Source organism: Asaia sp. VD9, assembly GCF_037150015.1.
Classification (GTDB): domain Bacteria; phylum Pseudomonadota; class Alphaproteobacteria; order Acetobacterales; family Acetobacteraceae; genus Asaia.
In genome coordinates, this window is sequence record NZ_JBBCQM010000010.1 from 109,101 (window position 1) to 123,233 (window position 14,133).

17 protein-coding genes are annotated in these 14,133 nt (G+C 56.5%); 5 read left to right on the forward strand and 12 right to left on the reverse strand.

All coding sequences use genetic code 11. The annotated features are described in order from the left end of the window. Window positions 1-372: a hypothetical protein gene (locus WFJ47_RS12660; protein ID WP_336763438.1), complete on the forward strand. Its 372-nt coding sequence runs from the start codon at window positions 1-3 to the stop codon at window positions 370-372. 334 nt (window positions 373-706) lie between these two features. On the opposite strand, the gene WFJ47_RS12665 is transcribed toward WFJ47_RS12660, so the two are convergent. Then, complete coding sequence (locus tag WFJ47_RS12665) at window positions 707-2,056, reverse strand: glycosyl hydrolase family 28-related protein (protein ID WP_336763440.1); 1,350 nt, start codon at window positions 2,054-2,056, stop codon at window positions 707-709. 104 nt (window positions 2,057-2,160) lie between these two features. Then, window positions 2,161-4,269: a hypothetical protein gene (locus WFJ47_RS12670; RefSeq protein WP_336763442.1), complete on the reverse strand. Its 2,109-nt coding sequence runs from the start codon at window positions 4,267-4,269 to the stop codon at window positions 2,161-2,163. 70 nt (window positions 4,270-4,339) lie between these two features. Between WFJ47_RS12670 and WFJ47_RS12675 the strand changes: the two genes are divergently transcribed. After that, a complete protein-coding gene (locus WFJ47_RS12675; RefSeq protein WP_336763444.1) occupies window positions 4,340-4,624 on the forward strand; it encodes a hypothetical protein in 285 nt (94 codons plus the stop codon). On the opposite strand, the gene WFJ47_RS12680 is transcribed toward WFJ47_RS12675, so the two are convergent. From WFJ47_RS12680 to WFJ47_RS12690, 3 genes are read right to left on the reverse strand one after another with little or no spacing between them, the layout of a single operon-like run. Continuing rightward, window positions 4,621-5,028, reverse strand: a complete 408-nt coding sequence (locus WFJ47_RS12680; protein WP_336763446.1) for a hypothetical protein — start codon at window positions 5,026-5,028, stop codon at window positions 4,621-4,623. The two genes, WFJ47_RS12675 and WFJ47_RS12680, sit on opposite strands and share 4 nt — an antisense overlap. Further along, window positions 5,025-5,903 carry an antA/AntB antirepressor family protein gene (locus WFJ47_RS12685; protein ID WP_336763448.1) on the reverse strand — a complete coding sequence of 293 codons (879 nt, stop codon included), beginning with the start codon at window positions 5,901-5,903 and terminating at the stop codon, window positions 5,025-5,027. The genes WFJ47_RS12680 and WFJ47_RS12685 overlap by 4 nt, the downstream gene beginning before the upstream one ends. A gap of 56 nt (window positions 5,904-5,959) precedes the next feature. Further along, the gene (locus tag WFJ47_RS12690) at window positions 5,960-6,229 is read right to left on the reverse strand and encodes a hypothetical protein (RefSeq protein ID WP_336763450.1); all 270 of its coding nucleotides are present in this window, start codon (window positions 6,227-6,229) and stop codon (window positions 5,960-5,962) included. A 287-nt stretch (window positions 6,230-6,516) separates the two neighbouring features. On the opposite strand from WFJ47_RS12690, the gene WFJ47_RS12695 reads away from it, so the two are divergent. Beyond that, entirely contained in the window at window positions 6,517-6,903 is a 387-nt protein-coding gene (locus WFJ47_RS12695; RefSeq protein ID WP_336763510.1) for an Arc family DNA-binding protein, read from the forward strand. A 103-nt stretch (window positions 6,904-7,006) separates the two neighbouring features. Here WFJ47_RS12695 and WFJ47_RS16570 read toward each other — a convergent pair whose 3' ends face one another. Continuing rightward, window positions 7,007-7,321: an energy transducer TonB gene (locus tag WFJ47_RS16570; RefSeq protein ID WP_408868657.1), complete on the reverse strand. Its 315-nt coding sequence runs from the start codon at window positions 7,319-7,321 to the stop codon at window positions 7,007-7,009. A gap of 127 nt (window positions 7,322-7,448) precedes the next feature. Here WFJ47_RS16570 and WFJ47_RS12700 point away from each other — a divergent pair, with 127 nt between their 5' ends. After that, window positions 7,449-7,895 (forward strand): hypothetical protein, encoded by a 447-nt coding sequence (locus WFJ47_RS12700; protein WP_336763452.1) that lies wholly within the window; start codon window positions 7,449-7,451, stop codon window positions 7,893-7,895. Between the two features lie 267 nt (window positions 7,896-8,162). On the opposite strand, the gene WFJ47_RS12705 is transcribed toward WFJ47_RS12700, so the two are convergent. Together WFJ47_RS12705 and WFJ47_RS12710 are read right to left on the reverse strand one after the other, a co-directional pair. Beyond that, on the reverse strand, window positions 8,163-9,350 hold the full coding sequence (locus WFJ47_RS12705) for an Ltp family lipoprotein (protein ID WP_336763453.1): 1,188 nt from the start codon (window positions 9,348-9,350) through the stop codon (window positions 8,163-8,165). Window positions 9,351-9,606: 256 nt separating this feature from the next. Continuing rightward, the gene (locus WFJ47_RS12710; protein WP_336763455.1) at window positions 9,607-10,788 is read right to left on the reverse strand and encodes a hypothetical protein; all 1,182 of its coding nucleotides are present in this window, start codon (window positions 10,786-10,788) and stop codon (window positions 9,607-9,609) included. 235 nt (window positions 10,789-11,023) lie between these two features. Between WFJ47_RS12710 and WFJ47_RS12715 the strand changes: the two genes are divergently transcribed. Then, entirely contained in the window at window positions 11,024-11,203 is a 180-nt protein-coding gene (locus tag WFJ47_RS12715) for a hypothetical protein (protein WP_336763457.1), read from the forward strand. 6 nt (window positions 11,204-11,209) lie between these two features. Here the strand turns inward: WFJ47_RS12715 and WFJ47_RS12720 are convergent, their stop codons facing one another. The 4 genes from WFJ47_RS12720 to WFJ47_RS12735 all read right to left on the reverse strand — a co-directional run bounded on the left by WFJ47_RS12720 (window position 11,210) and on the right by WFJ47_RS12735 (window position 14,132). Beyond that, the gene (locus WFJ47_RS12720) at window positions 11,210-11,710 is read right to left on the reverse strand and encodes a hypothetical protein (RefSeq protein WP_336763458.1); all 501 of its coding nucleotides are present in this window, start codon (window positions 11,708-11,710) and stop codon (window positions 11,210-11,212) included. A 132-nt stretch (window positions 11,711-11,842) separates the two neighbouring features. Then, window positions 11,843-12,181, reverse strand: a complete 339-nt coding sequence (locus tag WFJ47_RS12725) for a hypothetical protein (RefSeq protein WP_336763459.1) — start codon at window positions 12,179-12,181, stop codon at window positions 11,843-11,845. Continuing rightward, entirely contained in the window at window positions 12,178-12,606 is a 429-nt protein-coding gene (locus WFJ47_RS12730) for a hypothetical protein (RefSeq protein ID WP_233581956.1), read from the reverse strand. Before WFJ47_RS12730 ends, WFJ47_RS12725 begins: the two co-directional genes overlap by 4 nt. Further along, the gene (locus WFJ47_RS12735) at window positions 12,606-14,132 is read right to left on the reverse strand and encodes a phage tail protein (protein WP_336763462.1); all 1,527 of its coding nucleotides are present in this window, start codon (window positions 14,130-14,132) and stop codon (window positions 12,606-12,608) included. Before WFJ47_RS12735 ends, WFJ47_RS12730 begins: the two co-directional genes overlap by 1 nt. Window position 14,133: the final 1 nt, after the last annotated feature.

A 14,133-nucleotide genomic window follows, 5' to 3' on the forward strand; every position in this document is an offset into this window, starting at 1 on the left:
ATGTCTGATAAATTCGAGGCTCTAGTTAAATTTATCAAAGGAGAAAATGCTTACAACATATGGAATGACCTTAATGCCAGATCGGACGAGACAGTAGATACCAAAAAATCCATTTTGGAGCTTATAGATTTCTTTGCCTATCTTCTCTCGGCAAATATAATAATAGAATATGATTTAGAAAAACAATGCCCTGTGTTTTCTGGAGATTCGCCAAGAAAGGCAGCCGAAAGGATATTTGGCGACTTTTTCGAAAAAAATCCGATCATTCCTGATAAATCACCCTCAGACAGCGATGATTTTGTCGCTTATATGATCTATAAACGAGGCTGGGTGTATCTCTCTGAGGGAACGTGTTTGATATTCCCAGAGTAGTAATATGGCTTACGTGTCCCTTCATTTTCTCGAGAGAGCGAGTGTGCTTCGCGCAAGGAAAGTAAGCCGAGTGATTAGTATGGGATGCTGTAATACAAGGGGGCGGCAGCCCCCTTTCTTGCTCGCGCCTAACGGAACTCCTGCGCCCCGCCTGACTTGAGTCATCTCTCCTCTGGAAAACGACGATGACAAACAAGCCGAACCCAGCCAAGCCGGGGAGCGACGAGCCGTTTGAGCCGTATCCCGACACGAGCCCGCAGCAGGACGACGCGCCTGAGCACTCCGATCATCCCGAGGATGGAGGAAAGCCCGCAGTGACTATTAAAAATCGACCCTATCCAGCCACTGTGCCTGAGATTTGCACGTCAACGGTAACATTCGACGCGGGAACCGGGGAAAACGAAGTAGTCTCGGTGTAAAATACCTGAACTGTACAACAGGTAGAGCTCAAAGCCGTGACCTTGTGGAAAAATAGATGGGGACCCCCATCAATGATCTGAGCGAATATTTTGGGCGGCGTGACATAAGGGCGTCTAAATTGGATTTGGATAGATCCGTCTTGCGAGGTCGGCCCCGTATGGATATCGCTCGCTATACGTTGCTCAGTCACATAAGAGCTATACAGGAGATCACCCGGTGCCGGGTTGGCCAAAATGCTTCCAAATGTGTTGGCAGTATCTATGATATTCGTAATGCCCAACCCAGCTTTGGCTATGTAGCGATATTGGCTGCTGGGCGAGTAGTTGCTTATTTCATGGAAGTTGCAACTTGTTACAAGGCCAGTGACTGTTGTGCTTGTGACATTGTTTACATATATATTGTTAACCGCATCGATTGTGTTGCCCCTCCCAAAGCTGCAATCTGACACATTAAAGTTGATGTTCTGGGCACTGTCGGCATGCACGATCATGATATCGGCCATTCCGCGATTGCTCTCGAAATAGACACCGTACAGGGAGAGGCAGTTATTGTTGCCGGCGCCTCCGGTGCTATCGATGACAACGCCGCCTCCCCATGAATTATCTCCGTTGCGGATACCGTTCCCCTCGATGCTGCCTCCGAAGACCCTGATCCCACCTGGATTGATTGCATACAAACCGGTTATTCCGTTCGCCCCAAAAACGCATTGAAAGAAAGAGAGCTGGTTGGGATAGGCGAAGGAACCCGGGTCAGCGAACAGGCCATGGTCGTGCGCATCTGTGAATTGGCAGTTGATGAACGAACTGCTCAAAGAGCCATCAGAATGGAATGTGTTGGATCCACCTCTGAATATGCAGCTGTAAAAAGAGGCATATGCGGTATTCTTCAAGATGAACGGCGTACCCAGCCCGTTGAGAATGGCGAATTGCATATCTCTGAAGCTTACTCCCGAGATAACCGAATTAGCGGCCTCCGACGGATGCGACTCAACTTTCACGATGAAGCTTGAATTAGTTGCTTCCGACGAAGACAATACAGAATTTGCCGAGCCGTCTCCATAAAATCCTATCCGATGTCCGAGAGTGCTCAACGTGTCGACATTGAGCACGATGTTTTCGACAATATAAATCCCTGTGGGGACGTAGATCATGCCGCCGCTCGTAGAAAGCGCTGCGATAGCTTCGTTGAATGCAGCGCTATCGTCCGAGGTACCGTCACCCTTGGCGCCAAAGTCTTTCACGCAAACGGTATAGTTGCCTGTCATTTGACCACCCATCAATTTTAAGAGATTTACGAACTACTTCCGGATATAAAACCATATACTACATTATCGGCTAAAAGTACATATTTAGATACAGAATTCTTCCCTCAATACCCCACACTCATCCCCGGCACCTGGGCATTCGCAAGCCCGTCGAACGCGCCCGACTGAGCCCGGTTGGAGCGACGGGCGTCATCCAGGTTGATCTGCAGGATTGCTCGGCCTAGTTCGCGCTTGTCGAGGGTGAGGGGGACCGTGAGGTGCAACGTTTGGCTTTGGGCGGCCTGTCGTGGAGGAACTGACTGTGAACCCATGCGAGGCCCCGATACGGAGGGCTGATACAGCGTCAAAGGCCTGTCCTGAGGCGAGAATAGCGGCTGCTTCGCGGCGCTGGGATCGATCACCCAATGCCCATGCTCCCATATGGGCTTGCGGTTGAGATAATGGCGCATGAAAGTTCGAGGATTAAGATCTGACCAATTCAGCGGTGCATCGCCGTAGATGGGCGTCTGCATTTCAGGGTGCGCTTTCAGCTGCGCAGCGTGGTCGGCTTTGATCTGATCCTGATGGTTCCACAGATTGACGGCCAGGATGATACCGCCGATTGCAACCGCAAGCGCCGTCAGCCCCGTTGCAGCGACAACCAAAGATCCGCCCTCGGCAACGAGGCCGATCTTACTCAATCCCGAACTCAACAGCCCTAACGATTTCACGCCCAGGTTGGCTACCCCGCCGATTGTGCGGATACCTCCGGCCATGGTTCCAAATGCGACACCGGCAATCGCCGCTGTACCGCCCAACGCCAGAAGAACGCCGAGACCCGCTCCTACACGCAGCATCCATTGTGCAGCCTCAGGGTGCGCTGCTGCAGCCCTCGTTAGACTATCAAGCCCGCGACTGATCCCCTGCATGATGCTCGCTGCATCTTTAGCGGCTGGGAGGCCGAGCGTTTCCATGAGAGACGCCCACGAATGGCGCATGTTCTCAAGCTGTTGGGTGTAGTTCTGCTGTGCTTGTTCATAGGCAGGTAGTCCAGAAGCCTGCTGTCGAAGTGTGGCATCACGTTCAATGCTGGTGCTCTGCTGAACGATGATAGCTGCTAAGCGGCGGCCAGTTTCTGTTGGCAGAAGCTTGTAGAGCTCGTCCCGCACATAGGCGTCGAAGCTCTCGGTGTTGCCGGGCTTACTGGCAACGCGCGTGTTGTAGTCGGCTTGCAGTTTGGGCGTGAGATAATCCTTGATCCAGGGAAAGAAACCTTGGTTCGGATCGTTGAGTTCGTCATTGCCAACAACTGCACCCCGTCCAACGGATACCACCCCGCCGCGCCCGACATGATACCCCTGCGCCCGCAGATCGTGCGCCTGCTCTGCGGTAAGGTGCCCCATATGTTTGACATCGGCGCCCGAGAAGATCCCAAGCCTCTGCATCTCGCGAGCATTCCGCTCCGGCATGATCCCGCCATAAAAAGCCCGAGACATTGCAGTTAAAGCGGTGCCGGCCCTGTATCCTCCCATTTCCATGGACGCAGTCATTGTTGCGTTCCAAAATGCCTCTGGCGTCATCCCACGCGCCGTCACCGCACTCATTTGCATGACATTCAGAAGGTCTTGTGGCTTGAGGTTTCCACCCGATGCCTGGAGTGTCCGGGTCGCGGCGTCGAGGTACCTGGCAAACCGCCCCTCATCGAAATTGCCGTTGGCGTCGTAGCGTGCGCCTCCCTGCATTTCGACCGTGCGGAATAGCTGCTGCGATCCATGCTCCCCATAGAGGCTGCGGACCCTCAGGTAGTTCGGAAGAACAGCGTTGACCTCTCGGTAATCGTTGCCGTTCGGACCTGTGCCGACGATGCCGCGCAGTTCACGAATGGCATTCACGCGGTCAACGATGTCCGGTCCACGCACCTGGCTCATCGAGTTGTAGGCAACCGCCGTTTCCTGTGCGATCTGCTTCTGAGTCATGCCTGCCTGAAGCATGGCAGTCTGGGCGCGCTGAAGCTTGGCGCCAGCTTCGGCCATTGAGTTGACGCCGCGCAGCATCTCGCTGCCGATGAATACACCGCCGAGCCCTGCGACAAGCAATTTGACGCGACCGAACGTGCCTTCGAGTTCCTTGGCTGCGACATTGACGCCCAGCACCTTAGCCGCGAGCGTCTGCAAGACCTGAGAGAAGTTGTCGGTCATGCCGATCGCGACACCGATGCGATAGACGTCAGCCATATGCTATACTCCGGACATGCGCCCATCTCGTGACGAAACAGACGACGAATTTGATGATGGTGGAACGCCTATGTGGCGTCAGATGCAGGCAGATATGGTCGCTGAGATGCCGCAACTGCGGGAGTGCAAACCTGAAACGGCCTCGGCGCGAAAACCTACCGGCCAAGTGAGGCGTGTTGTTACCACCGCGCCCAAACAAGCATCTCATGGGCGCAGGATGGCGCCGCACGATCTTTCTTCAGCGGCGCTCCTGCTGATCGTGTGCGGACCAGTAGTGATTTATTTCATGGTCGTGTTTGCAGTATTCGCTTACTGGCTGCTCGACGACGCGATCACTGCCTGGTTGGGATTTTAGGCGAGGGCAGGGCGCATTCGCTGCACCGGGGCCAACGCCTCTCGCCCGAGTAGCGCCGCCTCCTTATGAACAGCCACTGAGGCAACTACAAAGCCTCGGCAGCACATCGCGAACGCTTCCATCTCGATTTCCTGTGGCCTCGCGGTCTGCTTCAGCGCCCGTGTCCTCGGGTCGATGTCGCGCTCGGGCCAAAGCAAGCGGAGCCGACCGCCGCAGTTCTGCACCTGATCGACCTGATCCGCGCCGCCAGCCGAGACGACATAGAGCCCTTCCTCGACGAAGCCCGCCACGTCCTGCCAGATCACATAGTCGCCCCGCCGCAGCGTCGGGAATAGCCCCATGTAATCGATCCGCTTGACATAATTGTTCGAACCCGCCGCGCCCGCCAATGTCAGAGCGCTCATGACGCTGCCTCCTTCGAGCGGGAGAAAGGGCGCGGTGACAATTCCGTCCGGCCTTTTTTCCCTTTGGGGGCAAGCGTGCCTTGCCCGGTCATCTTGTCCATGTGGGCGCGGATCATTTCTGCGCCTTCGAACCGCATCCAGCGGGGAACAGCATCAACGTGGAACAAGTGCCGTTCCTGATCCCTGCTATGCCGGATGCTGCCGCCCAGATCGTTTCTGAGAAGCCAGTTCACGCACCGACGCGACATATTGCGGATGAGGCCGCCTCGGCCCTTTTGCAGCACCCCGGCGTTTTCAACGAAGAAGCGCATGGGGCGATAATCGGTGGTGAAGCCAGCCGATGGGTCATACGCCGTCATAGCGGTTTCCAGTCGCTCGACCAGCGTGGCTAAGCGCGCCTCTTGCGCGTCCATCCGGGCGGTGACCGGCAGCAAGGCGCGAGTGATCACGGCTTTGGTGATGCCACCATGCTGTCCTGCGCCTAGAGGAAGAGCTGCACTGATAGCTGCCTGCTCAACCCACAGAAAATAACGCCGAGCAAGACGGCCCATTTCGTTGTTCTCGATCATGGCCAGTTCCTTGGCCATGTCAGTCGTGAGACGGTATTCCTTGGTCTGCTGTGCCCTTGATTTTGAGCTCACCAAATTGGGGGAGCTCAAATCATCGTATGTTTCGAAGTCCATTCCGTCAGCGAATTCGTACTTCTCGATGCGGCCCTTGATCCACGTCGAGAAGTCCTTGCCGATCTTCAGACCGGCATGAAGTGAACGGCCATCGACGGCAAGGCACTTTCGGCCACCAATGGTGCTTTCGGTTGCAACACAGATGGTCGCGATTGCAGAAAACTCGGCGGGGACGGGGAGATTGGCGCTCATGCTGCGCCTCCCTCAAGTCCTGAACCCCGATACACATCCTCGAGCCTCATCTTGGCTTACTCAAACACGCGGTTTGCAAGAATTTGCGCCCGCTCCATGGGAATTCCGCTCTCAAGATAGGAGCCGTATGTGCGGGCACATGTCTCTGCGACGTAGGTCGCCGCATCCTCTAGAGCCATGCCCTTGGATTTGGCGGCCTCTACCGCGATATATCCCATTCCGTATGGAGTGAACTTGGGTTCGCCATCCTCGCCAATCACCATTGCGCCTGGCGGGCAGTTCGGACCGATTGCCCATTTATCTTCGTTTGTGCTATCTGCGGTCATCGCAGTGTCTCCTAGATCACTGTTGAGAGGCATCGGACTTGCTTTCCAGGGCGGGGTCCGGTGCCTTTTCTTTTTCCATTTCCTGCCGAAGCAAGAACGATATGTGAGCGCCCATCGTGCGCTCCTGTTGCCGCGCTCGCCGCTGAAGAAAATACTTCACGCCGGGCTCGAGCCGAATGTGGATTTGGGGGTCTTGTCTACTCATGGCTCCTATCACCGTGTTACAAGCGCATAGGTATCACCGTGATACGATTGCAGTCAATAGCACCGTGATATATTTTAGGCAGATGGCTAGAGGCGACCCAATGATCCATGTCCGTGTGACGGATGAACTGAAATCTCAGCTTGAGGAGACAGCGAGGGAGGCTGGGCGCTCCATCAATGCCGAGGTAGTACACAGGTTATTGCTTTCATATCGATATGAATCCGAGCGTGAGGCTGCGATAGCAAAAGCAAAAAGAGAGGAAGAAGCTCTATTCGGAGAAGAGGATAAAGAATGGGAAAAGATCCAAGAGGAAATGCACGAGGCCGATATGGCGAACGAGGGAGCTGCCAGAAGGTATGAATCTCTCATGCATCTGGATGGCGATCTCGATACAGAAGACTTACTGGATCTCTTAAAAATCAGGCTGGAACGCTTACAACGGCAAATCTATTGTCAGCGGAAACGCTAGCCCCGCTGTCTACTCACCTAGCGAGTGACATGCCGCAAGGCGAACATAAGGGCGCCGGAAATGATTGGGAAAAAGTAGGGTGTTCCTCCATCTACCTCGAAGTTCAGTCACCCAGTCGAAAGTTTATATGAAATATATGACCGCGCTCGATTACAGGATGACCATTCTGAGTGGCTGGAGAATAGCGTGCCTTATCAAGAAATCTAAAAGCAGCCGCATCAAGGTTGTGGTTCGTCGACGATATGATGCGGCAGTTTTGAGGTCTTCCATCGGTGGGGACGTCACAGGATGCGGTGATGTCGCCTGTCTCACCCTTTTTGATTAGATCTGCCGGATAGTAGGGTCTAGGTTGATTTTTAGGTGTGCTGGAACAGGACGTGAAGCACAGTAGTAGGACGGGGATTAAAACGCGGTGCATGTTCCCTTCTTCCCCTTGGGAAAGTTGAGAGTAAACTCCTACTTCAGCGATGCGGTCATTTGTGTCAAATCGGTTATTACTCGCTTAGCTGTGACCCGCTCGAGCACAAAGAAACGCCGAATGTAGAATGGACCATAGAGTTCTCGACGATATAGTCGAAATGCTGAATGAAGGTGCCTGGAATTATACTGTTTTCCTGCACTGCACCGAAATGCCTTTGCTGGGTCCAGTCAGTGAAAGCGCACTCATGAAAGCCGCCTTCGGGATTGATGCGGTAATTGGTGAGATCAAAGAGGTAGAGAAGGCGTCCGTTTGGCCCGAAATCAGGGATAATCTGCTATACGAAGGGAATCATGGCTGCGGCCCAGCACCTCAGACTCTTCGATCTGCAACGCTGCTTGGTTTGTTAGATGTTTTGAAAAGTGAAGTCGCTCACTTGGTTGATGCCGCAAGCACCATTGAGTCATTTTGGCTGAGCGAGGGGGACCCGGCATATCGAGTATACTGGGACTTCGGTTTTCTTTTCATGGAGAAAGAAGTGGCGCACGTTTTCTTGGGGTCAAGCTCCGACTAAAAGGCCCATTCTCGACGCTACAGTAACCGCGAGCCATATCCTGCATCTCCGTTATGGAGATGCAGATCGTGAGTACCGGATGCCGTCTACGGCGCTTGACGTGCCTTTAATTAAGGATATCGGACCCACTGGTCTAGAAGGGGGGGGCGATAAATTGACTTTGAGCGTTGCTGGGCTTGCAAGACCTTAAAGAACAGGCCGGTTCCGGCAGATGGTTTCGCGAGCCAGTCCGAGCTAATTCCGAGATTTTCGATTGCGATTGACGGTCTAATTGCAGGCACCCGATTGTTTTGCACCATATTGCGCCTGCGCCAGAGTGTAACCGTCTCCACCCTCAGATGACAGCTGCTCTATAAGCCCCCTGCACGAGAAGCCCCGCATATCGAGATATCTCGTTGCTGCTTCTGCGGCGTTAGCGTTCCAATCTACGGTCAAGCTATCCACCGCAACTGTCGCATCCGCCACCGAAAAACCCTCACCACCATCTGCCGATAGTTGTTGGATCAACCCCGCCCGTGAGAAGCTGCGCGTGCTCAGATATTGCTTCGCAGACCGGACGGCGTTGAACTGAGAGTTTGTCATTACAGCAGTAGCCAAGTCACTCGAAGCTGTTCCCATGGTGGTCTCGGTGTCGGAAGGCAGAGAAAGAGGGTTTCCAATGGCCCCTTTCACAACTGCATTAAGCGAGCCAGCAGACCCGGCCCGTTTGATAGGCCCGGCATCGTGTTCGAATGACGTATCAAGCTTGTCGCCTCTCAAAATCCCGTAGAGTTGATAATAGACCGCATCGGCTTGAGTGACTGTCGCCTGTGCAAATTTCCAATCCTCCGAGACAAGCGTACGTGCAGCAACCGACCCGCAAAGGCGATTCTTAGTAAGCGTCAGTGCAGCTGTAGTGACAACGGCGGCATCTGGCGTCGTGATAGACAGATCTTTCTGGACGAGATCGTTGCGTCGAGCCTGTTCTGCGGCGTCTACATCGGACCATGAAAGCGGATCTGAATGCTCAGCAAGATTTCTGTCGTCGCGCGGGTCTTCAAGGGGGCCGAAGTAGTGACCGCCCCACAGGAAGACTGCACCCTTCGGAACAACGATCTTGCCGTGGTCGAACTGCGCCTGGAAATCTGAGGGATAGCGCGGGTCTTCCTGCTTCGCGCACACGATCAATGAATTGTCTGGTGCCCCACGATAAAGCGCTGCGTAATCAGATCCTTGAGTGACATCGTAGCTAACTGGCCGGCTCGCCGCTTGGGGTGCATCCTCATCGTGGTGACGGACAAGCACCGATTCAGTGGGTTGTGTCGTTTGTGCAGCGGTGACATGGGGTTCATCGGAAATTGCCGACTCTGATTGCGGCCAGAGCGACTGTCCGATCACAAATATGCACAGCCCCGTAAGCATGGCCGCGATGCTGGCCAGTATGATGGCCAAAGTCCTCTTGAATTTCGCACCCACTTCACTCTCCCCCTTTATGCGGAGAGTGCCACCTTGGCCTTCGGTCTGGAAGCAGGAACGTCAAACCCCATCCAGCGGCAAAGCCCTATTCGCCACACCGTCACCAGTCAGGCTAGCAACAAAGCGGCGTTCGAGAGTCTCGCCCACGCCGCGTTGGACGTTACCCGCCACACCCTCGACCGGCACGCCCCAACCAAGGGCGAGTTCAGACCCACTGGTGAAAAGCTGCCGGCACGAGAGAAATAAATTGTGGTCGTCATCGATGACGAACACTGCCGTTCGACAAAATCCAACCGGGCGAAAGTTTTAGAAGCCAACCGTCTCCAATATAGTCGTCGCCCTTAATGGTTGAGGGACCAGCGACGGATGCCGATTTCCAGTCGTTCGAAATCAACACACCTTGCCGGACTGTTAGGGTGCCCCAGTCGTCACGTATGATTGCGGTGGGGTAGACTGTGCCCGACGGCGGCAAGGCAAAGACAGTCTGCGGGTTGAACTCGATCTTCATGTGAATCAACGGCACTCGCAACACGGGGCCGTCGACTAGAGCCGACTGCCACACCGCGGCCTGGCGGGCATGAGCGTCCGCCTTCGCAGTCTCTTGGCGCTGAATGTCCGCATAGCCGTAACGATCGCGGATCGACATCACCTGCGGCAAAGCGACGTTGCCAGTGGCACGATGCAACATCTCGCCGAGATCGCTGCCCGGCCGCACCTTTTTCCGCCAAGCAGGAGAGAGGCGGTCCAGTAACAGGCCGTAGGCTGGGCCAGAGGCATAGGCGAAACTCCGCACATACCCGTCGCGCTGATCGTATGTTGAGAGGGTGTCGATCGTTGATGGTACCGCCTTGCTGCCGGCGCCGAGACGCTTGCCGGTATATTCGGCGATGCCCTCCAGCATCTCCAACGCATTCTCCCGTTCGGCCGCGTCCTTCGTCAAACCGCGACGGAGCTTTCGGAAAGCGAGCGCGTCGCAGATCGCGGAACGCTGTGCGTCGCCATCAGTTCGTAGCGCCAACGCCAGTGCCCGCCATTCGAGGCGAAGGAGCATGCGCCCATCATACGTGTCGAGATGATCCGGTAGGTCTGCCTTCGGCGGAGGGAGGCGGGCGGGCTGGATGCGGTGATACGATTCATGCATCAATAACGTGTCACGCGCGACCATGTCCGACGGCAGCGGCAGCAAGACCATTATCCAGCGAATTCCGGCCCAGTTGATCGAGGTGTTGGCGATGCTGACGTCCGGGGGGAGCGTCCCGGTGAACAGCGAGCCCTCTGCCCGCAAATCATGCTCAGTCGTATTCCTGTCCGCATAGAGAGTTCGCGTTTCGGGATCGACGAGCATGATCGGTCCGCAAATGCTCAGCCCCCATAGCCGGCCGGCATCGTGCTGACATAAGTCATGCTGTTCGATGATGGCCTCGCTTGCCACCTTCATACTGCTACCTGACATGGACTGCGCCGATGCAGAAGCGGCGATACACCCAGCGACTCCAGCGATCGTACACCATAGCTGCCGATGATTTTTAGTACGCACTTGCCCGCATTTCCTTCCTTGGTTGGAGGTCTCTAGCGCGTAGATGTATTTTGCCTGTGCCGCCTCGGTACCCTAAGTCATTTTCGAGACACGATCGCAATAAAATCTCAATCTACGGTAAGATATGGAAGATAGCGTGGCGCGGATCGTTGTGGTGGAAGCTGACGACAGTGTTCGTGACACGATCGACAACCTGCTCGACAACGCGATCAGGTACGCCGGAGGTGCCTTCCTGTCACTGGAGGATGGGGTTAACGAGGTGTGCATCCACGGCGACGATCGCGGTCCCGGCATACCGGCCCGCTTTCACGCTTAGCGTGCGTTACATACCAATCTCCCACCGCTCCCCATCCAGCGGCAAAGCTCCGTTCGCCACACCGTCACCAGTCAGGCTGGCAACAAAGCGCCGTCCAAGGGTCTCGACCACCTCGTCGGTCTTTCTGATGAGAGCCCCGGCCAGGACCGTGCGGGGAGGCTGCTTGTCAGTCCCAAGCTCAAAATAGACAAGGTTCTGATCGTCAGAGCCAATATGGGCCTCGGAGCCATCAACCCGGTGGTTGATACTGTCGCGCATCGTGCCGGAGCGCAGGCCGGGGTCATTCTCGGTGAAGCCCTGTCGAACACGATCATCCTTGGTCGCATCCGCCAGTTCCGCCCATGGCACGAACGGCCCGGCCTGTTCCTGGTAATGGCCAATCTCGGCCTTGGCCTCGTGCTCGACAATGCGTGCGGCTTCTTCGAGAGCGCTTCGGGTGCGATGCTCTACCGCAAGAGCGGCCTCACCTAAAAAGGCGGCAAAGGCCTCAGGGGTGAAATCACGCATCGTCGCGCCTCTCAAACTGCATCTGGTCCCAATCGAAGCGATTGCCCTCCATTTCAGAGAAGGCAATCGCGTGGGCCATAACCTCGGCGTCGGTCAGTTCTTCTGTTGCCGTGAGGTAAGGCACCCCATTCTTTACGAGCCAGAGCCGGTCTCGGAAGCCTGGGGCGCCGAAGAGTTTTTTGCCTCTTCAACAGCCTTTTCCTGACGAGCCTGCATCCACTCGATCGCAGCCGAAGCCGCTTCTGCGTCCACGCTGTCCCACAAGCCGTCGATGTCGCTGAGCGATGAGATGCGCGGCGGCAGCGGAACGCCGTCAATCGACACAACGCTCGCCCGGGCAATCGTGGCTGTGGTCCAGAGATTGGCGCCGAATGCTTCGCCACTGAGGCGGGCCAGGCGCGACATGGCGCTTCCGACAACTTCGCGCACTTCGATTTCACGCCCCTTGGCGTCTTTGATGGTATCGGTCACGAGATTTTCGTCCTTGTGCTGGCGTTGAATTCGAGGCGCTGGGAGGTCTTGTTTTCAGACTGCCAGCGACCGGCATCCGAGAGCCTGACGGTGCAACCCGCGTACTCCCATGTCGTCGTGGAGCCATCCTTTTCGGTGATGTACTGATAGATGGTCCCTTGGCCGATCGTGCCAGCGTTCCAGAACGCGGCCTCCTTCGCGGCAATGAGGCTGTCCAGATCGGCAGAGCTGCGGTCCACGTCAAACTGACCGCGCCAGCCGTTCTCGATATCCGTGAAGATGGGAGGCGAGTTGAGCGGTGTGCTGTTGACCTGATGGGTCTGCTGCTGGCTCTGGAAGCCAGTGACAATCGGCATATTGATCTTGGTGCCGTTCCAGAGCAGGACGACCTGACAATCCCGCCCGACATTGAACATGTTGGCCATCAGACGCTCCCGCTAGCCGAGGCGATCTGCACCGAGGCGCCGCCCTGAAGGTTGAGAATGAATTTCTCGTTGATCCCCTGGTACTGCACGGCGATATCGGCCTGAACGTAGCCGAGTGCGGTGCGGGTGACGGGGTTGTTCGTGCGATCACAGATCACGGTGTAGGGCAGGGCACCATTGACCGTCGCCAGCTGACCCTGACCCAACATGCCGGACAAGAGCCCGAGAATGGTCGCGCGGATCTCGGCGAACAGCGTGTCATTGACGACAGCGCCCACATAAACGCCCATGCCGCCTGCCAGCGTCGTGGCCAGGTAGTTGGTCATGCGCGTGTAGCTGTCGGACTGCACGGTGGCTGTCAGGCTGGTGTTGTGGCCCGATCGGCACGCCCAATAGGCGCCACCCGGCGCGGGGTTGGCAATCACGTCCAGACCGGCACCGATCAGGGCAGAGAGCTCTGCCGTCGAGTAGGTCGTCGTGCCGCCCGCGCTGGTCTGGCCTGCCTTCTGGCTTCCGGCAATGCCCGCAAGCTGCTTATTCAGGCTGGCATTCTGCGGACCCAGATTGGCGATCACACCGGCTGCAAAAGCCTGCGGAGGGGCAAGCATGAGCCCGTTCGTATCGTCGTTCCACCACAGCCAGTCGCCGTGCATGACCTTGAGCGCGTAGGAGGCGCCACCCGAAGCTGCCATAGCCGAGACCGCGGCAGAAACGCTCATGCCGGCCGACATGCTGCCGACCATGTAAACGCCCTCGCCAAGGCCGAACGCCGCCTGTGTCGAGAAGGTGCTCGTGTCGGTCAGGCCATGCAGCACGCCCAGGGCGCAACCCTGACCGCGCAGGGCGTACATGCCCGTTCCGGCGCCGGATACCGAGCCATCCGATCCTATGAAGGCGGTTGTGCCTGGGGCGCTGCCATTGGTGCCGCCAGTCAGGGCGATAGTCGCCGGATAGGCCGGCTCTGAGCCGGGTGAGGCAACCACCGCAAGGATGCCCAGCTTGCTTGCAGCATTCACCGCACTGACGATCGCCTGCATCGAGGCCAGAACGCTGGTCTGGATAGCGACCGAATAGACCTCGGCAGTCTGGGCAAACGGCGCGCTGAGCGTGACCTGATACTGAGTGGCGGTTTTCTGCACCGTCATCGACAGGGCGTTGCCCGATGTGCCGGTGTATCGCGCCGTGAGGTTCAGCAAGCCCGTCAACGTGCCTGCGGCCGCCGTGTCCGTTCCATCGGTTACGCGCACGCAGCGGAAGTCAGAGGCGCCTTGCAACGAGGCGATATTGACCGCCAGCCCCAGATCGGTTGCGGCTGCCTGCTTGGGGCCGAACGCAGCCAGATAGTCGCCCATGCCGCCAATGACGACCGGCGTGTTGACCGGTCCCCATGAGGCCGTGCCGACAATGCCCACGCGCCCCGATGTGACGCCGTTGAGCAGCGTCTGCGGCTGCACGATCGAGACATAGAGATCGGGCACAGTAAGTGCGGTCGTGTTCAACTGACCGCTTTGATAGATCCTCGACATG